The sequence below is a fragment of the Shewanella sp. N2AIL genome (assembly GCF_022690845.1).
Taxonomy (GTDB): domain Bacteria; phylum Pseudomonadota; class Gammaproteobacteria; order Enterobacterales; family Shewanellaceae; genus Shewanella; species Shewanella baltica.
Genome location: NZ_JALBYT010000001.1, coordinates 32,320 through 58,469 on the forward strand (window position 1 = coordinate 32,320; position 26,150 = coordinate 58,469).

Consider the following 26,150-nt stretch of genomic DNA (forward strand, 5'->3'; position numbering starts at 1 on the left):
GCCTAAGTGATTATTTTACTGCGCTAGGATTCAGTTGCTCAAGTAGCAGCATAACCATCAGCGCCGAGTGGTAACCCGCTTTGACAATATAAGAATCAAAATCCACTGGCGAGTCATTGTTGGCGTTATCCGATAAAGAGCGGATCACCACAAATGGCACATCAAACTGATGACAAACTTGAGCTATTGCAGCGCCTTCCATTTCACAGGCGGCCATCGTTGGGAAGTTTTTCAACATGGCTTGGGTGCGAATAGGATCGCAAATAAAGCTATCGCCAGTACAGATTAACCCTTCAATCGCTTTGACTTCACCCAGTTGCGCAATGGCCTTGTTGGCGGCTTCAACTAAATGAGCGGCTGGAATAAATGCAGCAGGTTGCTGTGCCATTTGGCCAATTTCATAACCAAAGGCGGTGACATCCACATCGTGGTGACGCACTTCAGAAGAAATCACGATATCGCCAATGGCCAGCGTATCGACAAAACCACCGGCAGAACCTGTGTTGATCACGGCATCCGGCGCATATTTTTCGATGAGCAGTGTGGTCGCAATACTTGCGGCGACTTTACCTATGCCAGAGCGAGTTACGACAACGTCTTTACCCGCAAGAGTGCCAGCAATAAATTCAATACCAGCAATAGTTTGCGATGTCGCATTTGTCATGGCGGCGATCAGGTGAGCGACTTCTGGCTCCATTGCGCCAATAATTCCAATTTTCATGGGAGACCTTTTTGATTCAACACTTAAGAGTGGGACACAAGAATGCTGGCTAATATACCACACAGTTTTGTGCTGTCGTTATGGTGAGATTAGGATTGCTTGATAATGGCAGGGTAAAAAGCGGGAAGGGTTAAAGAAAAAAGTGCACTCCTAAGAGGTGCACTTTTATCTATCTATTTCATCTGTCTATTTTACTTATCTATTTTTCCATCAACCGATGGCGACAAATCACAAAAAATGGCTGGACTCGTTTGCCTAAGTCTAGCCATTGCAGTGCTTGTTAAACGACAGCGGAAAAACAGTTTTTCAGCGATAAAACCAACACATTGGCGTTTAAGCTGTAGCGCTTAATCTAAGTAGTTAAGAATACCTTGGGCGGCATCGCGACCTTCGGCAATGGCTGTCACGACTAAGTCAGAACCGCGCACCATATCACCACCGGCAAACACTTTTGGGTTGGTGGTTTGGAAAGGATTTTCGTCTAACTTACTCGCTTTAACACGGCCCCATTGATCGAGCTCGATACCATGGTCGGCAAACCAAGGCGCTGGGCTAGGTTGGAAACCGAAAGCAATAATTATCGCATCGGCTTCGAGCAACTGTTCGCTACCCGCAATCGCTTCGGCCCGTTGACGACCGCTGGCATCGGCTTTGCCCATGGCGGTTTCGACGCATTCAATGCCGACTACTTTGCCATCTTGGGTTTTAATCGCCACAGGTTGACGGTTAAACAGGAAGTTAACGCCTTCCTCCCGCGCGTTTTGCACTTCGCGGCGTGAACCCGGCATGTTGGCCTCGTCACGGCGGTAAGCACAGACTACGCTGCTGGCACCTTGTCTGACGGCTGTACGCACGCAATCCATCGCAGTATCACCACCGCCTAACACCACCACACGTTTACCTTCAAGGTTCAGGTAGGGTGTTTCGTCATTCTGGGTGCCCATTAAATGATGGGTGTTACCAATCAAATAGGGCAGGGCTTGATATACGCCTTGGGCATCTTCACCCTCAAGGCCCGCTTTCATCGCGGTATAGGTGCCCATCCCAAGGAATACGGCATCGTACTCTTCGAGCAGTTTAGTAAATGGGATGTCTTTACCGACAGTAACCCCGAGTTTGAACTCAATGCCCATGCCTTCTAATACACTGCGACGGGTCGCCATGACGGCCTTGTCGAGTTTAAAAGACGGAATACCGTAGGTGAGTAGACCACCAATTTGTGGATATTTATCAAAGACCACGGCTTTAACACCGTTGCGAGACAGAATATCCGCGCAGCCCAAACCCGCAGGACCCGCACCGACAATCGCCACTCGTTCAGCGCGCGGCGTGACCTTGCTCATATCGGGGCGCCAGCCTTGGGCGATTGCTGTATCGGTAATGTATTTTTCGACATTACCGATAGTGACAGCACCAAAGTCGTCGTTAAGGGTACAAGCGCCTTCGCAGAGTCTGTCCTGTGGACAAACACGGCCGCAGATTTCGGGCAGAGTGTTGGTCTCATGCACTAAATCCGCCGCTTCCATAATGCGACCTTGCTCCGCTAGCTTGAGCCAGTTAGGAATATAATTGTGTAGCGGACATTTCCACTCACAATAAGGATTGCCGCAATCTAAACAGCGATCCGCTTGCTGTGCCACTTCTGGTTGAGCAAAAGGCTGATAAATCTCAATAAACTGAGTCGCACGTTTAGCTGCAGGGTGTTTGGTGGGGTCTTTGCGACCCACTTCAATAAATTGAAAATCGTTACTCATGCGCCACTACCCCGCTTTTACAACTAATTCTGGGCTCGATTTCTCTAACTTGAGCAGATCGGCCACGGCAATATTTTTAGGTTTCACTAATACGAAGCAATCTAACCAGTTACCAAAATCACTTAAGATCATCTTGGCATGTTCACTGCCCGTTTCGGCCACGTGGGCTTCAATCAGACCTTTCAAATGTTGTTGATGAATAGGTGATTCGAGTTTTTGAGTATCGACAAGCTCAGTGTTCACTCGGCGATTGAAGCGGCCGAATTGATCGAATACATAGGCAAAGCCGCCTGTCATACCTGCGCCGAAGTTCACCCCTGTTTTACCAAGGACAACTACTATGCCGCTGGTCATGTATTCACAGCCGTTATCACCGAGTCCTTCGACCACGGCAATCGCCCCTGAGTTACGGACCGCAAAACGCTCGCCCGCTTGACCCGCGGCGAAGAACTTGCCGCCTGTCGCGCCGTAAAGGCAGGTGTTACCGACAATGGCGCTGCGCTCACTCTGGAACGGGCTGCCAATAGGCGGATAAATCACTATCTGGCCGCCAGACATGCCTTTACCGACATAGTCGTTAGCATCGCCGCAGAGTTTTAGCTCCAGGCCTGGGCTGTTCCACACGCCAAAGCTTTGGCCGGCACTGCCGTTAAAGCTCAGTTTAACCGGCGCTTTGGTGCCTTTGACGCCGAGCGTGCTCGCGATATAGCCTGACAAGGTTGCGCCAACGGAGCGGTCGGTGTTGTTGATGCTGTAAGCGGCATCGAAACACTCGCCCTTATCGACGGCGCTTTGGCACTCGTTTAATAAATGTTGGTTAAGCAACCCTAAATCCGCTGGTGGATTGGTTTCTTGCCAAGTGCGTGACGAGGTTGCCGGCACCTTAGGTTGATACAAAATCGGTGACAGATCTAAGCCTTGTTGCTTAGCGGTTTGGCCTTCGAGGGCATATAACCATTCGCTGCGACCGACTAAGTCTTCAAACTTGCTCACCCCTAAGGTCGCCATCCATTCACGGACTTCCTCGGCGACAAACTCAAAGTACGTCATCACTCGCTCTGGCAGACCATGGTAATGGTTGTCACGCAGGTTTTTATCTTGCGTCGCCACGCCAGTCGCGCAGTTGTTCAAGTGGCAAATACGCAGGTATTTACAGCCTAGGGCGATCATTGGCACAGTACCAAAACCAAAGCTTTCGGCGCCTAACAACGCGGCTTTAATCACATCTGTACCGGTTTTTAAGCCGCCATCGACTTGCAGGCGAATTTTATGGCGTAAACCGTTTTCCACGAGCGATTGATGCACTTCGGCTAAACCTAGCTCCCACGGACTCCCCGCATACTTCACTGAGGTGATTGGGCTGGCACCTGTGCCGCCGTCGTACCCTGAAATGGTGATCATATCCGCATAGGCTTTAGCTACGCCGGTGGCGATCGTGCCCACGCCGGGTTCAGACACAAGTTTGACTGAAATCAGCGCTTTCGTGTTGATTTGCTTCAAGTCGAAAATCAGCTGGGCTAAATCTTCGATAGAGTAAATATCGTGGTGCGGCGGCGGTGAAATCAAGGTCACACCTGGGCGCGCATGACGCAGTCCGGCGATTTCAACACTCACTTTATGGCCGGGTAACTGACCACCTTCACCGGGTTTTGCCCCTTGGGCGACTTTAATCTGTAACACATCGGCATTGACTAAGTAGTGCGCCGTAACGCCAAAGCGTGCCGAGGCAATCTGTTTAATTGCAGAGTTGCGTTCAGTATTAAAGCGGCGTGCATCTTCACCACCTTCACCTGAATTCGAGCGGCCGCCTAAGCGGTTCATTGCAATAGCCAGCGCTTCATGGGCTTCGGGGCTGAGGGCGCCGATACTCATGGCTGCGCTGTCAAAGCGTTGATACAAGCCCGCTGCGCCTTCGACGTTAGCGACATCAATCGATGCTTGTGCACCCTTGATACCGATTAAGTCACGTAGCGTGGCTATTGGACGATTGTCGACGAGGTCGGTAAACTTTTTATAGGTTGCGAAGTTTTTGTCGATCAATGACGCCTGCAAAGTGTTGACAACATCAGGGTTGAAACAGTGATACTCACCCCCTTCCACGTATTTCAGTAGGCCACCTTGCGGTAATGGCACATGGGCACGGTAGGCTGCTTTGTGCAGAATCGCTTGGTCTTGGGCGATTTCAGCAAAACTGACGCCTTCGATACGGCTGATCACGCCCTTAAAGCACAGTTCAATCACGTCGCTGGCTATGCCGATGGCTTCAAACTGTTGGCTACAACGGTAGGAACCGACAGTGCTGATGCCCATTTTGGACATGATCTTACGCAGGCCTTTTTCGATGCCGTAACGGAAGTTCAGCATCAATGCTGTGGTGTCGGTTAACTGATGACGTTTCGCCAGTTCAGAGATTGATTCATACACTAAGTACGGATAAATCGCGGTGGCACCAAAGCCAAGCAATACGGCAAAGTGATGCGGATCTCGCGCCGATGCGGTTTCAACTATGATGTTGGTGTCGCAGCGCAGACTCTTATTCACCAGCATTTGTTGCACAGAACCAACCGCCATGGCAGCAGGGATCACTTGCGCCGTTTTCCCTATGGCTCTGTCCGAGAGGATAAGTAAAGTCGTACCGCTGCGGGCTAAACGCTCGGCTTCGGCTGTAATACGGCGGATGGCACTTTCTAATCCTTCCTGTGGTTCGTAATTTAAATCCACAATGTTGGCGCGATAGTAAGTGCTATCTAATCCCAGTAACTGGTTAAAATCACTGAATAATAAAATAGGTGAATTGAACATCACCCGGTAAGCATGCCCAGTCGTTTCATTAAAGAGGTTCTGCTCACGGCCAATACAAGTGGTCAACGACATAACGTGTTTTTCACGTAATGGGTCTATGGGTGGGTTAGTCACTTGAGCGAATTTTTGCCTAAAATAGTCATACAGTGAACGTGACTTTTTCGACAACACCGCCATAGGCGTATCGTCGCCCATAGAACCTGTGGCTTCTTCACCTTGTTTTGCCAGTACCCAAATGACTTGCTCTAATTCTTCACGGGTATAGCCAAATTGTTTTTGGTATTGCAACAAAAGCTCAGGGCTTAACTCGCTGGCACCATGTTGTTCAGAGGCTAAATCTTCCGCGGGCGTTAAAGTACGGCTGTTCTTCGCCATCCACTCTTTGTAAGGGTGGCGACGTTTCAAGTCGTTATCAATTTCAAAGGATTGGTACAGGCGGCCGTTCAAGGTATCGAGTACCAGCAGCTCACCGGGCCCAACTCTGCCTTTTTCAATCACTTCATCGGCGGCGTAATCCCAAATGCCGACTTCGGAGGCCAAGGTCAAAATACGATCTTTTGTGATCACATAACGCGATGGACGCAGACCATTACGGTCAACGGCGCAGGCGGCATGGCGACCGTTGGTCATCACAATACCTGCCGGACCATCCCAAGGCTCCATGTGCATGGAGTTAAAGTCGTAGAAGGCTTTTAGTTCGTCATCCATTTCTGGATTACTTTGCCAAGCAGGCGGGATCAATAGACGCATGGCACGGTATAAGTCCATGCCACCGGATAACAGCATTTCCAGCATGTTATCTAAGGAAGAAGAGTCTGAGCCTGTTTCATTCACAAAGGGAGCGGCCTGCTGCAAATCTGGCAGTAGCGGTGAATTAAACTTATAGGCACGGGCGCGAGCCCATTGACGGTTACCCGTAATCGTATTGATTTCGCCGTTATGGGCTAAATATCTAAACGGCTGAGCTAATGGCCATTTAGGAGAAGTATTCGTTGAGAAACGTTGATGGAATAGGCAGATAGAGCTTTTTAAGCGAATGTCCGCGAGATCGGGATAAAACGCGGGCAAGTCTACAGGCATCATCAAGCCTTTATAGACGATAACTTGGCCAGACAAACTCGCGACATAGAAGTCTTTGTCGTCGGTGATTTGCTGCTCTAAGCGGCGACGCGCCATATAAAGGCGGCGTTCCAAGTCTTTTTCACGCCAGCCAATGGGGGCGTTGATCAGCACTTGGTAAATTTGTGGCAGGCTAGCCTTGCCAATTTCACCTAACACATCGGGATTGACAGGCACCTTGCGCCAGCCTGCAATACTTAAGGTTTCACGCTCGAGTTCGCGCTCAAGAATAAACTTGGCTTGGTCAGCCAGTTCATCATCTTGACTTAAAAACAGCATACCTACGGCAAATTTTCTGCTCAAATGCCAATCATTTTCCGCGGCAATCGCTTCAAAAAATTGCACGGGTAATTGCATTAATAAACCGCAGCCGTCGCCAGTGCGACCGTCGGAGGCAATGCCCCCGCGGTGCTTCATGCGATCTAGACCATGGATTGCCGTGCGCACTATGCGGTGGCTGGCTTCGCCATCCATCTGTGCTATCAACCCAAAACCACAATTGTCCCGCTCAAAACTGGGATGATATAAGCTCATACAAAAACCTCCCTAGACCTCAACTGATTACTACTCGGGGAGAAAATGTAAAGACTTTCTATAGATATGCACCCGAACCACCCAAATTAGCCTGAGATTCAATAAAGGTCAAACCAAAAATTTGCATAAAACATGGGTATTAATTCATGTTTCATACACAAACCACAATTGGCTTACGTTAACGTTAACAGTAAAATGTGCTGTATAACATTATGAATAAAAAGAATTTTAAAAACTATCAAACTCAAAATTTACCAAGGTGTAACATGCTGGTGGGATTGTTTTTGATTTAGAAATAGTGATTTTTATTGCAAACACAGTAAATAGATAAAAAATTAAAATTGTTGAATTGTTATTCATTTTGGTGTGAGCAAGATCTCAGCGGTAAGCTGGCTAATTTGAGGATGCGCACATTTATGATAATAACGGTATGAGTCAGGCGGGAATTTGATGTAGCGCTAAGAAAACTCTCGCTACCTTGTTTACACTAAGCTTTTTCTTCTATTTGTTCACGTATTTTCTTTTCTATTTGTGATTTTATCTTGGTTATTCTCAATGAAGCGATATGAAATTTGGTGGGTGCTCTGATGGGGCTTGATGCATATGTGAACACCTTTGGTGCCGTTTGCAAGGCGCGATATGGCACCCGACTGCGAAAACTCACTATAGATGCTAAGTTTACTTGCCCTAACCGTGACGGCACTTTGGGGCGTGGAGGTTGCACTTTCTGTAATGTGGCGTCATTTAGCCATCAAACCGCCGATGTATTGAGTATTACTGAGCAACTTGAACAGGGTAAGAGCCGCTATCGTGAGGCGAAGCCTCAGGCACAAGCCGATAAATTTATTGCTTATTTTCAAGCTTACACTAGCACTTACGATGAATATCAAGTGTTAATGGCTAAGTACGATGAAGCGGTTAAAGATGGCGAGATAGTCGGTTTATGTGTAGGAACTCGCCCCGATTGTGTACCGAATAATGTACTGGATTTACTGGCGCGCTATCAGGAAAATGGTGTCGATGTGTGGTTAGAGCTCGGGTTGCAAACAGCCAAAGATGAAACACTGCGTAGAATTAACCGTGGCCATGATTTCGCCTGTTATTGTGACACTGTGTCTAGGGCGAGAGCTCGCGGTCTTAAGGTGTGCACTCATCTTATTCTTGGCTTACCCGATGAAACCCATAACGATTATATGGCGACTTTAGCTGCTGTATTGCAGCAGGGTGTTGACGGTTTGAAGCTACATCCTTTGCATATCGTCGAAGGTAGCACTATGGCTAAGTCGTGGCGAAGTGGGCGCTTACCTTTATTGAGTCTTGAGGATTATGCCCACAGTGTCGGAGAGATGATCCGCCATACCCCCCTAGAAGTTATTTTTCACCGTGTCACCGCTTATGCGAAAAAACCTATGCTATTAGCACCCGATTGGTGTGCCTATCGTTGGGATGGATTGGTGGCGATTGTGGATAATTTGCAGCTTTATGGTGGACAAGGGCACGCATTAGCGCAACGATAGAGGCAAGTTAGTGGGATAAATTTACTCCCTAAATGTTATGTCGTCGCTATTATGTCGTAAGCGTTTATTTACGACTATTAGTTTGTTTTTTGTTAATTTTAATCTGAATTAGACCATGAATATCGCTATAAGTTGCACTGACAATTTTAGTGGGTATCATGTGATAAATTCGTTTTAAGCATTGAACCACTTAAGGGAGGCCTTATGGCCACAGTTGAATTAGAAGCAATCCTAGATCTCAATACTCTCGAACAGTACTGCAGCGCCATTGGTGCCGGTACCTTACTCAAGAGTGTGGTGTTATTTGAGCAGCTAATGCCTGAATATGTTGGAAATCTAGTGAAGGCTAACGACGCAGCAGACAAAGATACCTTATGTTCAGAAGCACATAAATTTAAAGGTGCTGCAGGTTCTGTGGGGTTAAAACGTATTCAGCAAATCGCCCAATTATTACAGCATGGCGAAGAAGCAAGATGGGATGCTGAACATGGCTCTTGGGTTGCTGACATCGTTGAACACGCGAGTGCAGATTTACAACAGTTAAAGTTATTCCTCCAAGCCAAAGCATAAAATATTACTTGCTAAGGTAAGTTAAGGCGCAGCAATAATGTCTATTGTTGCGCTTAATTGAGTGAATGATTGCGTTAGATTGTTGCGTTAGATATTGCGTTAGTTTGACGGCTGAGTTTGTTGCCTTTTACGTTTCCCCGCGAGTGCTTTTCTCCTCTTTGTTTGTTACTCCCACTTAAGTTTTACAGCTAATCGGTTGAATATCGATTCGGCTCACACTCTTGAAATCTAATGCCGCGTTATTGGCTTTCAGTTATGCTAGAGTAGATTTAATTTCTTAATTCATAACCTTAATGGCAATCGAGAAAATGAAAAGTTTACCTAGCTTAAAAAACTTATTCTATTTGGTGAATCTCCATCAAGAGCAGAATTTTAACCGCGCGGCTAAGGTGTGTTTTGTCAGCCAATCGACGCTTTCGAGTGGGATCCAAAACTTAGAAGAGCAGTTAGGGCATCAGTTGATTGAGCGAGACCATAAGTCGTTTATGTTTACCGCTATTGGTGAAGAAGTGGTGCAGCGCGCCCGTAAAATTCTCACCGATGTGGATGATTTGGTTGAATTGGTGAAAAACCAAGGCGAGCCGATGACAGGCGATATTCGTTTAGGGTGTATTCCTACGATTGCGCCTTTCCTATTGAGCCGTGTTATTCGTCAATGCCAGCAATCTTATCCAGCGATGAGTTTATTACTGAAAGAAGATACCACTGAGCGTTTGTTGGATGCCTTAGGTAAAGGTGAGCTGGATTTATTGATCCTTGCTTTGCCTGTGGATACCAGCGGTTATCACAGTATGAAAGTGGGTAAAGATCCGTTCAAAATGGTGATCCATAAGGATTTAGCCGGAGAAATCCATCAGCCGATCGATTACCAAGCCTTGCCAGACGAGAGTATTTTCCTGCTGCAAAGCGAGCATTGCATTACGGGTCATGCCATCACAGCCTGTCAGCTTGGGGATAGCGCGAAAGTGAATCCGTTTGCCGCCACCAGTTTGCATACCTTAGTGCAGATGGTGAATAGTAAGCTGGGCACTACATTTCTGCCGCAAATGGCAATCGATGCGGGTATTTTGAATGACACAGATTTGGTGGTGATGACGCCGCCGGGTGAAGCGCCTTACCGTGATATCGGCCTTGTCTGGCGTCAAACGACCAGTCGGATCTTAACCTTCCGCACCTTAGGTTTAATGATCCAAAAGTTATTAACTAAAGAAGAACAATAAGCTGGCTGCAACAGCACAAAGTGTCACTGCAAAAAGTGTTAATGCAACTCAACGCTTAAATATGATGAGAAATTAGAGTGGGGAAACGCCAAACACTTCGATGGAGTGTTGTTTCCCTTTGAGTTTTACTGGGCCTAGATTCGATAGGTGATATTGCGTGTTGGGATTATCTAAACGTCCCGCGAGTGCGCCCGAGATCAACATGCGTTGCCCCAAGGGATTACACTGATCTTGCAGTCTCGCTAGGGTATTGAGTACATCGCTAAAGAAACTAATCTCCTGTTTCTGCACGCCAACAACCGCTGCTACGACTTGGCCACAATGGGCCGCAGCTTTAAACTTAGGCACAAAGCCATAGTGTTCTTCAAAGTAACGTCTTTGCCAATTAAGCTGCTGACTAAATTCAAAATAGATATTCATGCAGCGGTCGTGGACTATCCCTTCTTCTAAAGGCCAGTGGATCAACACGGCATCGCCCATATAGCGATAAATCTCGGCTTCGTTGTTGGTCACAGTATCCGACAGCAAACTAAAGCTATCTTGGATCAAGCGACTAAAACGGTAATCCCCAAGTGATTCGGCGTGTGTGGTCGAGGCTACCATGTCTAAGTAAAGGAATAATCGTTGTTCGTACCTTGGCTTATGGTATTTACCGAGGCCAATGTTGAGCAGAATACGTGGGCCAACTAACAGCGCCATTTGCTCGACGAAGGCTAAACTGACCCGCACGACCACCAAATAGACAATCAATGCTTGGAATGAAGGACTGTAGAGAATGTGCGCCGTCAGCATTTGTCTTAGGGTCGACATGTGATTTTCGATGGCCCACATATTCAAAAATTGGGTCATGTAAGCCAATGTCGTCGCCCCCAGTAATAAAAACAAGCCTTTAAAGATGACAGAAAACACATAGGGGAGGCGATTGATAGCACTGAAATCAGCAATAACGTTAGACATCCAATGCAGGCTGCCAAAAATTATCCCCATATAGATAGCAAGTGTCGCGAGATCGGCCGAACCTACCGCCCATTGGGGCAGTTCTGGTGATTGGGCATATCGAAAAAACACGAATGCAGCCATGGCAATCGCCCAAGCTAAAATCGCAAAAAGGAGTTTTTTCGCTTGTCTACGTGCTCTCACTGCGTGATGGGTATCCGAATACGGCTGTGATTTCAGAATGCCGTAGTTTATAGAAAAGAGTCACCTTAGTGCCAGTGAAATTTGTGATCTGGATCAATCTAAGTCTATATCGTCACTAAATATTAACCAAAAACCTTATTAAGTATCATGGCGGTGAAACTGGTCTTTAAATAAAAACCCCTAGGGTTGGTCATTTTGAGGCTGCCATCTTCGGCAATGCTTTGCGTTAATGCTTTACTGTTGGCGGCTTTGGGACGTAATTGCAGTACTTCGCCGTGGCGTGCGGTGAGTTTTTCGACTTTGCCGAGGGCGATAAGCTCCATGATCTCTTCCCAATCCTGTTGCAGCAATTGCAACTCCTGTGGATCAGGCTCCCACAATATCGGGGTGCCAATACGGCGCTCACCCACAGGAATATGCCGCTCACCTTCAACGGGTACCCAAAGGACTCGCTGTAACTTATGGCTGACTAAGCTGTTTTGCCAGGTTAACCCTTGGATATTCGACAGCGGCGCCACGCAAACATAGGTGGTCTCCAATGGTCGTCCCTGTGAATCGATGGGGATAGTTTTAAGCTCGACACCTAGATGCAGAAAATCTTGCTCAGGTTTAGAGCCTGCCGTCGCGCCTAGTTCCATTTCGATTAACTGGCCGACCCAGCCTTTATCCCGCTTAAGATCCTTGGGGACCCTTAGGCCTCTTTGGGCTGCTATTTGCGCCAAACTCACGCCTGCCATCATATGGGCGCGTTCGAGTAGCTCAGGGAGATTTTCGGGGGGAATAATTCGATTCATGGCTGGATTTTACTTAAAAATAACCGCTTAGCAATGGCGGTTAAAAAATGAACTCTGCAATTTGAGTAAACTTGTACCGAATGTTTTTATTCTAAGTAACTGATTTTAAATTTCATATCCGAGTTACCCCCCGTTTTGCAAAAAAGTGTTCAAAGTTACTCTCTGCTTTCCCTTGCGTTTCCCACATACTTATCCACAGATATTATGGATAACTCAGTAAAATGCGTCCCTTAACCTAATAAAAACCCCAAGTCAATGCGAATAAAGGGCATTTATTCCGGCTTTTGTGGACAGTTGTGGACACTATTTGTGTATAAAGTTGAGTAATATCGTGAGAACCATAGAAATAGCTCTAGCTGGTTAAATAATGAGCTTTATTGCTTTTTTGCCATTAATAAATTATAGTTACCATTCAAGTTGTTGAATTTACTTTAGATAAAGTTTTAACTCTAAATTAATCAAATGGCGCTAAATAGATGTTTTTTGAGCGTTATAACAAGTTTACCTGAGTTTCAAACAGAGATATCCACAGAAAATGTGGATATCCCCGCATTTCATCCCCTAGCTTTGTTGATAAATGTCTTTTAAGTGTGATTTTATCCAAGACCTAGGGTGAAATAGAGGTTTGCTGAGAGACTAGCTTTATGAAACAATCAGTTTATTAAAATTTAATGTGATTTGGAGTCCATGTGATTGATAGCGACGGCTTTCGCGCAAATGTGGGCATTATAATTTGTAACAGATATGGCCAAGTCATGTGGGCCAGACGCTTTGGTCAACACTCATGGCAATTTCCTCAAGGTGGTGTCGATGATGGCGAGACAGCAGAAGAGGCAATGTACCGTGAGCTATATGAAGAAGTGGGCCTAAGACCCGAACACGTGCATATCCTAACCTCGACCCGTTCTTGGTTACGCTATCGTTTGCCAAAGCGTTTAGTCAGACAAGACAGTAAACCTGTGTGCATTGGGCAAAAACAAAAGTGGTTTCTGTTACAACTGAAAAGCCAAGATAGTGCGATTAATTTGAGTTCCTCTGGGCATCCTGAATTTGACGATTGGCGCTGGGTAAGTTATTGGTATCCTGTGCGGCAAGTCGTGTCATTTAAGCGTGATGTTTATCGTAAGGTGATGAAAGAGTTTGCGGTAACGGCATTGTCATTCCAGACCCTAGAAATACCTAGGAAACGGGGAAGGCAAAAAACAACGGGCTGATTTTCAAAAGAGGATTGAAAACAGTGTTAAATACGCTTAGGGATATTACTCAGGCTGTGGCATCTGCCCACAGTTTGGAAACCGCATTAGAAGTCTTAGTCTCATCGACTAAAGCGGCGATGGAAACCCAATGTTGCTCCATCTATATCCTAGAAGAGCAAGAGCTGGTGTTATCTGCAACCGACGGTCTTGAAAAAAGCGCCGTTGGTCGGGTGCGTATGCCACTGACCGAAGGTTTAGTGGGACTCGCTGCCCAGCGAGAAGAGGCGGTTAACTTAGCGGATGCACGGCTTCATCCTCGATTCAAACTTTTCCCTGAAGTCGCCGAAGAAGAATACCGCGCCTTTCTAGCCGTACCTATCATCTACCAGAAAGCCGTGGTCGGGGTGATAGTGGTTCAGCAGGCGAGTGCGCGCCAATTCAGTGAAGGTGAAGAAGCCTTCCTGATGACGCTCGCCGCCCAGTTAGCAATGGCGGTGCGCGGCTTAAAACAAAAAGCCCAAGTCAGTTCCCATCATCAACAAATTCTATTTCAAGGTACGTCGGCGTCAAACGGTATCGCCATTGCGTATGCCTTTGTGCTCGGTGGAGAAATCCCCCTTGAGCAGCCCGACGTGCGCTCTGACGACATTACCTATGAGTCCAGCCGCTTAACGACGGCTATGGTGCGTTGTAAAGAAGCGATTGGCGCTTTATCTCAGCGGTTTGATCGCGAGCAAGATGACGAAGTCGTCTCTATTTTCAATGCATTACAGCTATTACTTGATGATGCCAGTTTAGGCGGAGAGTATGCCCGCGAGGTGCAATTAGGTTGGGCTGCTGAATCGGCGGTAAGCCGAGTGTCCTTGCGTTATATTCAGCAATTTTTGGCGATGGAAGATCCTTATCTTAAGGAGCGGGCAAGCGATATCCGCGACTTAGGCCAAAAAGTATTGCGCCAGCTGATTGAGCCAGAGCGTTTAGAGCTTGAACCCGATAAACCTGTAATTTTAATTACCCGCGAAGCCGATGCGACTATGCTGGCTGAGTTCCCAAGGCAGAAACTTGCGGGGATTGTCACTGAGCTTGGCGGCGTAAACTCCCATGCCGCTATTTTAGCCCGCGCCTTAGGTGTGCCGGCCATTACCGGTGTAGAACAACTGTTATCCGCCAATATTGACCAGAAGCTTTTAGTGGTGAACGCGAGCCGTGGCCAGCTATTGGTGTCGCCTTCCCCTGCGATTGTTGGTGAGTATCGCAGCTTAATTTCGGCGCAAAAAGCGCTGCAACGCCAGTATGCTCAAGAATTAGCACTGCCTTCTGTTACCCTCGACGGCTCACGTATTCGTTTGTATTTAAATGCGGGATTACTCAGCGGCGTGGCTTCTGAAATTGCCGAAGGTGCCGACGGTATTGGGCTGTATCGCACCGAAATCCCTTTTATGCTGCAACAACGTTTCCCAAGTGAATCTGAGCAAGTGAAAGTGTATCAACAGGTCTTGTCGGCGGCGTCTGGTCGACCTGTGGTGATGCGCACTTTGGATGTTGGTGGTGATAAACCTTTGCCGTATTTCCCAATTAAAGAAGATAATCCTTTCCTCGGTTGGCGCGGGATCCGTTTGTCGCTGGATCATCCTGAGCTATTTTTGGTGCAGTTACGGGCCATGTTGCAGGCAGGTGGCGATGGTAAGCAATTAAGTATTTTACTGCCCATGGTCAGTAACTTAGATGAAATCGATCAATCCTTAGAATATCTGCAGCAAGCCTATGTTGAACTTAAAAACGATGTAAACAGCAACATAGAGATGCCACGCATCGGCATTATGCTCGAAGTGCCGGCGATGTTGTATCAATTGGATGATGTGGCAAAACGGGTGGATTTTGTCTCCGTTGGTAGTAATGACTTAACCCAGTATTTGCTTGCGGTTGACCGTAATAATCCGCGGGTGAGCTCGTTATTTGACAGTTATCATCCTGGGATACTGCGGGCTTTGCATCAGGCTCACTTAGATTGTCGATATCATAAGCTCGATATCAGTATTTGTGGCGAGTTAGCGGGCGAGCCTATGGGCGCCATTTTGTTGGTGGCCATGGGATACGATCAATTGAGTATGAATCAGGGCAGTTTAGCGCGGATCAATTATCTATTGCGCCGTGTCGCACGGGCCGATTTAGATCAATTGCTCGCTAAAGCCTTGAGCCTATCAAATGGCTTCCAAGTGCGCGAGCTGGTTAAAGAATATTTGAACCTGCAAGGTCTCTCAACAATTCTTAATTAACTAATGTCGTCTTTTGCTTTAAGCTAAGGCCCTCAATTTATCACGCTGTAGGTACTCGTGTGGATAGTTTGTTGTCGGTGTTTTTTATTTGCTTAGCATTAGGCGCATTTGTCGGCTTTATGGCAGGGTTATTAGGTATCGGTGGCGGCTTGATTGTAGTGCCTGCACTGCTCTATATTCTGCCCTCGGTCGGTATTAGTTCTGCTCAGTTACCCCATATTGCGATTGCCACTTCGCTGGCGGCCATTATTCTCACTTCTATCTCATCGACGCGAGCGCACCATAAGCGTGGAAATATTCCTTGGGATTTATTTAAGACGATGTTGCCTGGGATTATTCTTGGAGCATTAACCTCAGGTTTTATTGCCGAACGTATCTCCGCTGCCGCTTTGCAGCAGGGCTTTGCGATATTTGTGGTGTTGATGTCGATTCAGATGGCGTATCCCTTTAAAGCTGAATCGAATCGTGAGCTACCCAGCGCGCCGATATTATTTGTTGTGGCCGCGTTAGTTGCGATGGTCGCAGGACTGATGGGCATCGGCGGCGGGGTATTGTTAGTGCCGTTTTTAACCTTCTTTGGTCTGCAGATGCGTTACGCCGTTGGGTTTTCGGCGGCGACGGGTTTGTTGATCTCCCTCTCGGGCAGTTTAGGTTATATCATCGCGGGCTTTAATGCGCCCGAGTTGCCCTACGGCACCTTAGGTTTTATCTATTTACCCGCCTTGTTTGGTTTAGTGATCACATCTGTCTTGATGGCGCCTGTGGGTGTTAAAGCGGCGAGCACTTGGCCAACATCGGTACTTAAAAAGATATTTGCACTGTTACTTCTGTGTGTCGGCCTTAAGTTAATTCTGACCTAGTTTTTATGTTTACCTCTGTTTGAGGCTGCTAATGGATGTGTTATGGCGTTGAGTTTCCCCAATATCGATCCCGTGATCGTATCATTTGGACCGTTTAATCTGTTTGGACAAACCTTTGAACCTGCGCTGCGTTGGTATGGTTTTACGTATTTAGTCGGATTTGTCGCGGCAATGTGGTTGCTCAATCGACAAGCCGACCGCTCAAAGGGAGTATGGTCGCGGGAGCAAGTTTCAGATTTACTCTTTTATGGTTTTCTTGGGGTGATATTGGGCGGGCGTGTCGGTTATGTGCTTTTTTATCATTTCGATTATTTCCTCGCCAGCCCTATGTATTTGTTTAAAATCTCCGAAGGCGGCATGTCCTTCCACGGCGGTTTGATGGGCGTAATTACGGCGATGATTTATATCGCCTGGAAACAAAAGCGCACCTTCTTTGCGGTCGCCGATATGGTGGCACCTGTGGTGCCTATCGGTTTAGGCGCAGGGCGTATTGGTAACTTTATTAATGGTGAACTCTGGGGCAGAACCACAGACGTGCCATGGGGCATGGTGTTTCCAACAGGAGGACCCGAACCGCGTCATCCTTCCCAGTTGTACCAATTTGCACTTGAAGGTGTGGCGCTATTCCTATTGCTTTACTGGTTTAGTAAACGTACCGATAAAGTCGGTGCCGTCTCTGGTATGTTCTTAGTCGGTTACGGTATTTTCCGTATTATGGTTGAAACGGTGAGACAACCCGATGCACAGTTGGGACTCTACTGGGGATTGATGACTATGGGGCAGATACTGTCTATCCCTATGGTGTTAATCGGTTTGTACTTGATTTTTCGTAAGCAAGGTAAGCAGCAATGAAACAGTATTTAGACTTAATGAAGCACATCTTAGCCGAAGGTGTGGATAAATCGGATCGCACAGGTACGGGGACTCGCTCAGTATTTGGCTATCAAATGCGCTTCGATTTGAGCAAAGGTTTTCCTTTGGTAAGCACCAAGAAATGCCACATGCGCTCTATCATCCACGAATTGCTGTGGTTCCTGAAGGGTGAAACTAACGTTGCCTATTTACGTGAAAACAAGGTCAGTATTTGGGATGAATGGGCCGATGAAAATGGCGATTTAGGGCCGGTTTATGGTGCCCAGTGGCGTAGCTGGCCAACCCAGAGTGGCGATTCTATCGATCAGATTTCACAAGTGATTGCCCTGATAAAATCTCAGCCTGATTCTCGCCGCCTTATCGTTTCTGCGTGGAACGTGGGCGAGCTGGATAAAATGGCCTTGGCGCCGTGCCATGCGTTTTTCCAGTTCTATGTGGCTGATGGCAAATTATCTTGTCAGCTTTATCAGCGCAGCTGTGATGTGTTTCTAGGTTTGCCATTTAACATCGCCAGTTATGCTTTGTTAACTATGATGGTGGCCCAGCAATGTGACTTGGCCTTAGGTGATTTCGTGTGGACGGGTGGTGATACCCATTTATATTCAAACCATATGGAACAAACGGCATTGCAGTTAAGTCGTGAGCCAATGCCATTGCCAACCATGACGATTTTACGTAAACCTGAATCAATTTTTGATTATCAATTCGACGATTTCGAGCTAACAAACTACGCTCCACATCCCCATATCAAAGCACCTGTCGCCGTGTAACATGCATTTTTTCGACCAATACCTCGGAATAGCCGAGGTGTTAGGTCGAAACTTACGATTATATTTGTTGTTACAATTCGTCTACACTCAATTCATTATGATTTTTAGGAGTGCACGATGGAAAAAGCAATTAGGAATTTTCTGAGCCAAGAATCGGCTGGCGGTATCCTATTATTGGTTGCTGTTGCCTTAGCTATGCTGATGGCCAATTCCCCTTTATCTGGACTTTATCAAGGCTTTTTAGGCACTGACGTACAAGTTAAAATTGGCGAGCTCGATATTCATAAGCCGTTAATTCTGTGGATCAACGATGGCCTGATGGCCGTATTCTTTTTGCTTATTGGTTTAGAAGTTAAACGTGAGTTACTCGAAGGCGCCTTATCGAGTGTCGCTCAAGCCTCTCTGCCTACCTTTGCGGCCATTGGCGGCATGTTAGTCCCTGCTGGGGTGTACTTACTGTTTAACTATGGCGATCCGGTCACACAAGCGGGCTGGGCGATTCCTGCCGCGACGGATATTGCGTTTGCTTTAGGTATTATGGCGCTGCTTGGGAGCCGCGTTCCCGTTTCACTGAAAGTCTTCTTACTTGCTTTAGCGATTATCGATGACTTAGGCGTCATAGTGATTATCGCGCTGTTCTACAGCACCGACCTATCAACCATCAGTTTAGTGATTGCCAGTTTAGCGATTGCGGGACTAGTTGGGTTAAACCGCAAAGGGGTCACCTCACTTTTACCCTATGGCATCTTAGGATTAATCCTTTGGGTCGCCGTACTTAAGTCTGGAGTGCATGCGACTCTGGCTGGCGTCATCATCGCTTTCTGCATTCCATTACGGGCAAAGGATGGCAGCTCACCCTCGGAAGGCTTAGAGCACAGTTTGCACCCTTGGAGCACCTTCTTCATTCTGCCAGTGTTCGCTTTCGCCAATGCGGGTGTTTATGTCGGCAATATGAATTTGGAGACGTTAATTTCTCCGGTACCTGTCGGTATTGCACTGGGCCTGATGTTAGGCAAGCCCATTGGTGTAATGGTGTTTAGCTATATTGCGGTGAAACTTAAATTGGCTCAGTTACCCGATGGCGTAGGTTGGAAGCAAATTGCCCCAGTCGCGGCCATGTGCGGCATTGGTTTTACTATGTCTATGTTTATTGCGTCGTTAGCCTTTGAACATGCAGACCCTATGTACGGTGACTTAGCGCGCCTAGGAACCTTAATCGGTTCGATTATGGCGGCATTAGTCGGGTATTTCTGGTTATCAAAAGTGTTACCTAATAAAGGAGTATAACTATGATAAATTTGAAATTAATGGGAATGGCAACACTCTTATGTCTATCGACAACCGCGACGGCATCGCAAATATCGGCCTGTAATCAGGATGCGAACTCGAAGACTTGCCAAAGCTATCTTGAAGGGATAGTCGATGGCGCTCTGATGTTTAAATCTGATTCCTTAGGGGCGAGATTAGAAACCAATGGTTATGAATCAAGGGCGCTTAAATATCGCGGCGGTAAACGTTTCCAAGAGGCGAATCGGACCTATTGCGCTGAACGTATCCCTGAACGTCATGTTTTAGTGTCAGGTGTCACTGAAGCGGTAAGTCTGGGTAATGCGACTGATTTGGAGCAATTACAAGGCATAGTCACTAACTTGCTTGATTGCCAGCGTTTGCAATAAACTGATTTATAACAATAGGTTTTAATCCCTCTGCGCCTTGGGCGTATGAGGGACGATTCACAACGGATGAGCATGCTGCACTTGAATTACAACCACCTGTATTATTTTTGGATGATTAAGAAAAAGGGCTCGGTTGCTAAGGCTGCCGAAGCCCTCTGTTTAACGCCGCAAACGATAACGGGGCAAATTCGTGCCCTAGAAGACAGGTTGAATGGCAGTTTATTCAAGCGAGTAGGGCGGACACTGGAAGCCACTGAGTTAGGTGAGTTGGTATTTCGCTACGCAGATAAGATGTTTAGTCTTAGCTATGAAATGCTCGATTTACTTAACTATCAAAAAGATGATGCCATGCTTTTTGAAGTGGGCATTGCTGATGCCTTGTCTAAAGCCTTAGTTAGCCGTGTCTTGTTATCCGTCGTCCCCAATGACAGTTCTATGCATTTAGCTTGTTATGAGGCGACCCACGAAAGCCTGATGGCGCGTTTGCGTGAGCATAAACTGGATATGATCCTCTCCGATTGCGCCGGTGAATCACTGAAGTATCCCGAAATCTTATCTAAAAAGTTGGGTGAGTGTGGTGTGAGTTTTTTCTCCGCTGATACTTATAGTGCTGATTTCCCCGCCTGTTTAGAGCAAGGCCAGCTATTAATCCCCGGCCGCAGAACCTCACTTGGACAGCAGTTATATCGCTGGTTTGACGAACAAAATCTTAAAGTCAGTATCTTGGGTGAGTTCGACGATGCGGCGATGATGAAGGCCTTTGGTTACCTTAAACGGGGGATTTTTGTCACGCCGTCGATTTATCGCCAAGAAGTGATTTCCCATGGGATGAATTTGCTCGGTGAAACCACGGATGTGAAAGAGGAATACCATGTGATGTTTGCCGAACGTATGATCCAACATCCTGCGGTAAAGCGCTTGTTAGATACAGATTTCAGCGATCTCTTTGCGGGACGCGATATGCAAGTAAAACAATGCTAATTTTGTGAGCCAATGTGAAGGGTTAATCGACACTTTAGTCACTGAACTGATAGACTAATGCCAAATCTGTGTTGGGAGAAATACCTTGGAATTAATGAACATCGCAAGGGTTCGCTGGGCATGTCGCCGCGGGATGCTGGAATTAGACGTTTTGTTTCAACCTTTTGTTGAAAATTTCTATCAAGAAATGTCCGATGAAGATAAAACCGTGTTTATCCGTTTGTTGGAATGTGAAGATCCCGAATTGTTTGCTTGGTTTATGGGCCATGAAGTGTGCCCTGATGCTGAGCTTGCGCGCATGGTAGTGAAAGTCCGTGGAAGACCGGCACCATAGTTTCAGTGTAAAAGCCTCCTTCGACCAACGACTCTCGTTGGTCGTTTTTATTTGTGTCTGTTCTAGCTCATTTTTGCTCTGGCCTCAAAGCGACAATCTCGTCTTATCCCTGCTTAAATATCTGTTTATCCTGCTAGTTTGTATTTTCTTGCTATCACAGTTGTGGCGACTGCAGCATTGGCGTTTAGATTTTGTGCTTAGTGATAAAGGCGAGGGACGTTTGTCAACGGGGGAGCACTTTCAGGTATTAAAGCGAACTTGGGTGACCCCCTTTGTTTGCTTGATGTATATCAAAGTGGATACTCAGTTGCGGCTCTTGATGGTTTGGGCGGATATGCTAGACGATACTGACTATCGGCATTTATGTCGGCTGTTGCTGCGGGCTAAAATACAACAGACTAAACCTCATACTGAGATTTAGTCTGTTTATCATTAAGTCACATAAGAACTTAAGTATATAAGAGCCTAAGCACATAAGAACTTAAGCGGTTACTTTTCTGGTAGTAATATAGTCGGGCGCGGCGCGTCTAATTTCTCTGGATGGTCAATATTAAAATGCAGACCACGGCTTTCTTTACGTTCCATGGCACAGCGAATAATCAACTCGGCCACTTGCACTAAGTTACGTAATTCGAGCAAGTTATTGCTGACTCTGAAGTTACTGTAATATTCCTGAATTTCTTGCTGTAACATCAGGCAGCGGCGCAGTGCACGCTCCAGACGTTTATCCGAGCGCACAATCCCGACGTAGTCCCACATGAATAACCGCAGTTCGTGCCAGTTATGGGCGATGACCACTTCTTCGTCCGAGTTAGAGACTTTGCTTTCATCCCATGCGGGAATTTGTCCCGGCATTTGAATTTTATACAGCTGGCTCTCTATATCCTGTGACGCCGCACGGGCAAACACTAAACATTCGAGTAGCGAGTTACTCGCCAGACGATTCGCGCCATGTAAGCCCGTATAGGCCACTTCGCCAATGGCATAGAGGCCATTGAGATCAGTTTGACCGTGCATATCAGTCATCACACCACCACAGGTATAGTGCGCGGCAGGGACCACAGGGATTGCATCTTTAGTGATATCAATTCCCAGCTCTAAGCAACGGCTATAGATGGTCGGGAAATGCTTCATAACAAAGTCAGCATCTTTATGGCTGATATCCAGATACACGCAATCGGCACCGAGTCGTTTCATCTCATAGTCGATGGCGCGGGCAACGATATCACGGGGTGCGAGTTCAGCGCGTTCATCAAAGTCCGGCATAAAACGGCTGCCGTCTGGACGACGCAGATAAGCACCTTCACCACGCAGGGCTTCGGTGAGTAAGAAGTTGCGCGCATCGGCATGGTACAAACATGTCGGATGGAATTGGTTGAACTCCATATTCGCCACGCGGCAACCTGCACGCCATGCCATTGCAATACCATCGCCGCTAGCAACATCGGGGTTTGAAGTATATTGATAAACCTTAGAGCTACCACCGGTCGCTAACGCAACAAACTTGGCCTTAACGGTTTCGACGTGTTCTTCGTTGCGATTCCACACATAAGCGCCTAACACACGATTACCTGGGCGATTTAACTTACGGGTGGTGATGAGGTCGATGGCGTTATAGCGTTCTAAAACTTGAATATTGGGGTGGGCGAGTGCGCGTTCCTGTAAGGTGGTTTGCACTTCTTTGCCTGTGGCATCGGCAGCGTGCAGAATACGTCTGTGGCTATGGCCGCCTTCACGGGTTAAATGGTAAGGTGCGTCTTTTGCATTACCGTCAGTGGTTTCTTCTTTATCGAAGGCAACGCCACATTCGATAAGCCATTGCATCGCACTCTTAGCATTTTCAGCGGTAAAAGTGACGACGTCTTTGTCGCATAAACCCGCACCTGCGATTAATGTGTCTGCAACATGGGATTCGATAGTGTCACTTTCGTCGAAGACGGACGCGATACCGCCTTGGGCGTAGTAAGTCGACCCTTCCGAGAGTGGGCCTTTTGAAAGCAGAATTACTTTTGCTTTTTCAGCAAGATGCAAAGCTAGTGTCAGACCTGCGGCACCGCTACCTATGACTAATATGTCAGATTGGTGTTCAACTACTTGTTTCATCGGGTATCATGATGTGACTAAAGAGTGCCAACTATGGTAAACCAACTCACGGATTATGGGTACTTTCCTTTTAACCTTACTTTTTTTGTATATTTTTTAGAACTTTTTCAAAGTACGCGAGTCTACATAAGTGAATATGATTCGAGCGACTGAGAAATCAGCATTTTAGATTTAGGAGAAGTCGGCTCGGATGAGTGGACAATTAAGTGATCAACAATTAGTTGAGCGCGTACAACAAGGTGATAAAAACGCTTTTAACCTGTTAGTGCTTAAATATCAAAGTAAAGTCATTAGCTTGATATCCCGTTATGTACGGAACCAAGCGGACGTTGCCGATGTCGCACAGGAAGCGTTTATCAAAGCTTATCGAGCTTTGCCAAACTTTCGCGGTGAAAGTGCATTTTATACTTGGTTGTACCGCATCGCAGTAAACACTGCGAAGAATTATCTCGTATCACAGGGGCGCAGAACGCCCGCTAATGATGTTGATGCAGAAGATGCCGAATATTATGAAGGTAGTGATGCGCTGAAGGAGTTCGCCTCCCCAGAAAGGCTATTGTTATCGGATGAAATCAAAAAAGTGATTTTCGATACCTTAGAGACACTGCCTGAAGAATTACGAATGGCTATCTCGTTGCGTGAACTCGATGGTATGAGTTACGAAGATATCGCCATAGTCATGGATTGCCCCGTAGGGACCGTAAGATCGCGTATCTTCCGAGCTCGAGAAGCAATCGATAAAAAGCTCCAGCCGTTGCTGGAAGCCTAAATTCTTATTTTAAGAAACCCTTATATTTAGACAGGTGAAAAATGGATAAATTAGGTCAAGAATGGGTATCTGCCGCAGTCGATGGAGAGACTGATGCGCAGACCATGGCGGAGTTATCTGCTGATACACATTCACATGATAAATGGCATAACTATCATATGATAGGCGATGCCATGCGTGGCGAATTGCCACAGAATATTGTGTTAGATCTCTCTGCTAGCATTGCTGCCGCTATTGAGCTTGAGCCTGCGATAGTTGCACCTAAGCATCAGGCGTCACCTGTTACGCCGCAAATTGCCGCCAATGCGCAGCAAAGCCGCGTCGTACCTTTGTTTAAGCAATTTGGTCAATATGCTATTGCTGCGACAGTTGCCATGTTTGCGATTGTCGGTGTGCAGAATTACAATCAGAGCGCCGATGATGCTGCGTCACCATCGCCCGTATTGATTACCAGACCGCTAATTGGTAGCGCATCACCTGTGAGTCTACAAACGGGTCCAGTTCAACAGAATCAAGGTTATACCAATGATCAGGTGAACGAGCAGCGTCGCCGAATTAATACTTATATCCAAGATCATATGTTGCAACAACGATTGAATACCGGTGCGGTTGTAGAGGACAATACCGAGGTCGTACCCGTTCCGGTCAATCAATAACGAGGAGTTAGCTTGCGTCTAATCCTGTTGGCTTTATTAGCCTTGGTCTTCCCTGCGATGGCGCAGGAAGATATGCCTGCCAAAGTCTGGCTCGAGAAAATGAGTCAGGCCTTACGAGAGAAAGAGTTTAAAGCATCGATTATTCAACTTCAGGCCGATCATATTCGGCCTTTGGTTTACCTGCACGGTAAGGTGAATAATCAAGAAGTTGCCTTTCTAGAATACCTTAACGGTCCACCTAAAAATGCTGTGCGTGTCGGCAATCGTGTCACTTTTATTGAGCACGACGAACCTGCATACAGTATTGTTTCTAATCATATCCAAGGTGTTTGGCCTGCCGCTTTTTCTGCCAATATGGCGGATTTAGAAGTGGGTTATCAGTTTGTGCTTGGTGGTCGCACCCGTATTGCTGGTCGTCCGGGGCAAATGATCCGCCTGTTGCCCAATGATGAATTCCGTTATGGCTTTCAAATTTGGCTCGATATGGAAACTTATCTGCCGCTGCGATACGACATGCTGACTCAAGATAAGCAATTGCTTGAGCAGATCATGGTGATTGAACTCATCGAATTCAGCGAGCCGCCAGCTATCTTGCAAGAAGCCTATAAGCAAGAATGGCCGGCAGTTATCGATCAAGCCGAGCGCCAAGACGGTCAAAACTGGCAATTTGCTTGGTTACCTGCAGGTTTTACTGTGGTAGTGCGTGATCACCATAGATTGATTGGCAGCCATGAGGCGGTGGAATACATAGCACTGACCGATGGACTGGCAAATATTTCAGTTTATGTTGCGCGAGCTGGGGCGAGTCCATTGCCCGAAGAATTAATTACTCGTAACGGCTTGTCGCTAGTTTCAGAAAAAGTCGGTAATGCCGAAGTGGTTGCAGTGGGTAAAGTGCCGACACAAACCCTAACACGCATTGCTAAAAGTCTGACGCTAGAGTAGGACGCCGATTATGATGGAAGAAATTGCCAGAGTCGTCGCCAGTGATAGCCAAGGCTGGTTGACGGTTGAAGTCGAACTTAAGAGTACCTGCAAGAGCTGCAGTAACAGTGAGTCTTGCGGGACCTCTGCTGTGGCTCAGGCTTTTTCCTCGAAAACCCAGCAATTTTCGATTCAGAGTGAGCGCCGCTGCGAGGCAGGTGAGTTACTCAAATTAGGACTTCCCGAGAGCGTAATCCTCAAAGCCGCGGCATTAATCTATTTAATGCCGCTGTTTGGTTTGTTTGTTGGCGCGGCGTTAGGACAATTTTTAGGCCAGTTGCTTGAGTTTAATCCTAACCTAGGTGCCATGGGCTTTGCGGCCGTTGGTGCCTTGCTTGCGTGGTCTTTTGGTAAGCAACAGGCCAAACGCTTAGAAGTTGATGCTCAACCTGTGATTTTGGCCTATTTGGGCATGAGCATCAATTTATAAGAATTAGCTCAATAATTTCAATATGTTATTTTTTATCAAATAACAGCTAACTGCGGTTTTGGGCGTTGTTT

Annotated in this window: 23 protein-coding genes; 17 read left to right on the top strand and 6 right to left on the bottom strand. The window is 46.8% G+C overall.

The features are described 5' to 3' along the window. Positions 1–10: 10 nt before the first annotated feature. The 3 genes from MO387_RS00170 to gltB form a co-directional block, all read right to left on the bottom strand. Positions 11–721 (bottom strand): 5'-methylthioadenosine/adenosylhomocysteine nucleosidase, encoded by a 711-nt coding sequence (locus MO387_RS00170; RefSeq protein WP_006080754.1) that lies wholly within the window; start codon positions 719–721, stop codon positions 11–13. A gap of 347 nt (positions 722–1,068) precedes the next feature. Further along, positions 1,069–2,475, bottom strand: a complete 1,407-nt coding sequence (locus tag MO387_RS00175; RefSeq protein ID WP_126492502.1) for an FAD-dependent oxidoreductase — start codon at positions 2,473–2,475, stop codon at positions 1,069–1,071. Between the two features lie 6 nt (positions 2,476–2,481). Next, positions 2,482–6,930 (bottom strand): glutamate synthase large subunit, encoded by a 4,449-nt coding sequence (gltB, locus tag MO387_RS00180; protein WP_107946824.1) that lies wholly within the window; start codon positions 6,928–6,930, stop codon positions 2,482–2,484. Between the two features lie 587 nt (positions 6,931–7,517). Here gltB and MO387_RS00185 point away from each other — a divergent pair. From MO387_RS00185 to oxyR, 3 genes are all read left to right on the top strand, one after another. Beyond that, positions 7,518–8,447, top strand: coding sequence for a TIGR01212 family radical SAM protein (locus MO387_RS00185; protein ID WP_107946825.1), 930 nt, complete (start codon positions 7,518–7,520; stop codon positions 8,445–8,447). A 204-nt stretch (positions 8,448–8,651) separates the two neighbouring features. Beyond that, positions 8,652–9,017 carry an Hpt domain-containing protein gene (locus MO387_RS00190; protein ID WP_028760840.1) on the top strand — a complete coding sequence of 122 codons (366 nt, stop codon included), beginning with the start codon at positions 8,652–8,654 and terminating at the stop codon, positions 9,015–9,017. A 308-nt stretch (positions 9,018–9,325) separates the two neighbouring features. Continuing rightward, complete coding sequence (oxyR, locus tag MO387_RS00195) at positions 9,326–10,237, top strand: hydrogen peroxide-inducible genes transcriptional activator OxyR (RefSeq protein ID WP_087486463.1); 912 nt, start codon at positions 9,326–9,328, stop codon at positions 10,235–10,237. Between the two features lie 72 nt (positions 10,238–10,309). Here oxyR and MO387_RS00200 read toward each other — a convergent pair whose 3' ends face one another. After that, entirely contained in the window at positions 10,310–11,377 is a 1,068-nt protein-coding gene (locus MO387_RS00200; RefSeq protein WP_006080760.1) for an adenylate/guanylate cyclase domain-containing protein, read from the bottom strand. Positions 11,378–11,499: 122 nt separating this feature from the next. Continuing rightward, entirely contained in the window at positions 11,500–12,171 is a 672-nt protein-coding gene (gene mutH, locus MO387_RS00205; protein WP_107946826.1) for a DNA mismatch repair endonuclease MutH, read from the bottom strand. Positions 12,172–12,860: 689 nt separating this feature from the next. On the opposite strand from mutH, the gene rppH reads away from it, so the two are divergent. The 10 genes from rppH to MO387_RS00255 all read left to right on the top strand — a co-directional run bounded on the left by rppH (position 12,861) and on the right by MO387_RS00255 (position 21,558). Beyond that, the gene (gene rppH / locus MO387_RS00210; RefSeq protein ID WP_006080762.1) at positions 12,861–13,385 is read left to right on the top strand and encodes an RNA pyrophosphohydrolase; all 525 of its coding nucleotides are present in this window, start codon (positions 12,861–12,863) and stop codon (positions 13,383–13,385) included. Positions 13,386–13,408: 23 nt separating this feature from the next. After that, complete coding sequence (ptsP, locus tag MO387_RS00215; RefSeq protein WP_107946827.1) at positions 13,409–15,643, top strand: phosphoenolpyruvate--protein phosphotransferase; 2,235 nt, start codon at positions 13,409–13,411, stop codon at positions 15,641–15,643. A gap of 59 nt (positions 15,644–15,702) precedes the next feature. After that, positions 15,703–16,503, top strand: coding sequence for a sulfite exporter TauE/SafE family protein (locus MO387_RS00220; protein WP_012588262.1), 801 nt, complete (start codon positions 15,703–15,705; stop codon positions 16,501–16,503). A gap of 42 nt (positions 16,504–16,545) precedes the next feature. Continuing rightward, a complete protein-coding gene (lgt, locus tag MO387_RS00225; RefSeq protein WP_107946828.1) occupies positions 16,546–17,355 on the top strand; it encodes a prolipoprotein diacylglyceryl transferase in 810 nt (269 codons plus the stop codon). Next, the gene (thyA, locus tag MO387_RS00230) at positions 17,352–18,146 is read left to right on the top strand and encodes a thymidylate synthase (RefSeq protein ID WP_107946829.1); all 795 of its coding nucleotides are present in this window, start codon (positions 17,352–17,354) and stop codon (positions 18,144–18,146) included. The genes lgt and thyA overlap by 4 nt, the downstream gene beginning before the upstream one ends. Before the next feature lie 117 nt (positions 18,147–18,263). Beyond that, complete coding sequence (gene nhaA, locus MO387_RS00235; RefSeq protein ID WP_006080767.1) at positions 18,264–19,433, top strand: Na+/H+ antiporter NhaA; 1,170 nt, start codon at positions 18,264–18,266, stop codon at positions 19,431–19,433. A gap of 2 nt (positions 19,434–19,435) precedes the next feature. Continuing rightward, positions 19,436–19,822: a hypothetical protein gene (locus MO387_RS00240; protein ID WP_063884531.1), complete on the top strand. Its 387-nt coding sequence runs from the start codon at positions 19,436–19,438 to the stop codon at positions 19,820–19,822. Between the two features lie 72 nt (positions 19,823–19,894). Then, the gene (gene nhaR / locus MO387_RS00245) at positions 19,895–20,803 is read left to right on the top strand and encodes a transcriptional activator NhaR (RefSeq protein ID WP_063884532.1); all 909 of its coding nucleotides are present in this window, start codon (positions 19,895–19,897) and stop codon (positions 20,801–20,803) included. Between the two features lie 85 nt (positions 20,804–20,888). Further along, entirely contained in the window at positions 20,889–21,137 is a 249-nt protein-coding gene (locus tag MO387_RS00250; RefSeq protein WP_006080770.1) for a succinate dehydrogenase assembly factor 2, read from the top strand. Beyond that, positions 21,118–21,558, top strand: a complete 441-nt coding sequence (locus MO387_RS00255) for a protein YgfX (RefSeq protein ID WP_107946830.1) — start codon at positions 21,118–21,120, stop codon at positions 21,556–21,558. Before MO387_RS00250 ends, MO387_RS00255 begins: the two co-directional genes overlap by 20 nt. Positions 21,559–21,626: 68 nt before the next feature. Here MO387_RS00255 and nadB read toward each other — a convergent pair whose 3' ends face one another. Further along, complete coding sequence (gene nadB / locus MO387_RS00260) at positions 21,627–23,240, bottom strand: L-aspartate oxidase (RefSeq protein ID WP_107946831.1); 1,614 nt, start codon at positions 23,238–23,240, stop codon at positions 21,627–21,629. A 190-nt stretch (positions 23,241–23,430) separates the two neighbouring features. On the opposite strand from nadB, the gene rpoE reads away from it, so the two are divergent. Genes rpoE through MO387_RS00280 form a run of 4 tightly spaced genes read left to right on the top strand, consistent with a single transcriptional unit; the run spans position 23,431 to position 26,079 of the window. Then, entirely contained in the window at positions 23,431–24,009 is a 579-nt protein-coding gene (gene rpoE, locus MO387_RS00265; RefSeq protein ID WP_107946832.1) for an RNA polymerase sigma factor RpoE, read from the top strand. 41 nt (positions 24,010–24,050) lie between these two features. Next, positions 24,051–24,665, top strand: coding sequence for an RseA family anti-sigma factor (locus MO387_RS00270; protein ID WP_107946833.1), 615 nt, complete (start codon positions 24,051–24,053; stop codon positions 24,663–24,665). 12 nt (positions 24,666–24,677) lie between these two features. Further along, positions 24,678–25,610 (top strand): MucB/RseB C-terminal domain-containing protein, encoded by a 933-nt coding sequence (locus MO387_RS00275; RefSeq protein WP_107946834.1) that lies wholly within the window; start codon positions 24,678–24,680, stop codon positions 25,608–25,610. A 10-nt stretch (positions 25,611–25,620) separates the two neighbouring features. Then, positions 25,621–26,079 carry a SoxR reducing system RseC family protein gene (locus MO387_RS00280; protein WP_107946835.1) on the top strand — a complete coding sequence of 153 codons (459 nt, stop codon included), beginning with the start codon at positions 25,621–25,623 and terminating at the stop codon, positions 26,077–26,079. Positions 26,080–26,150 lie beyond the last annotated feature (71 nt).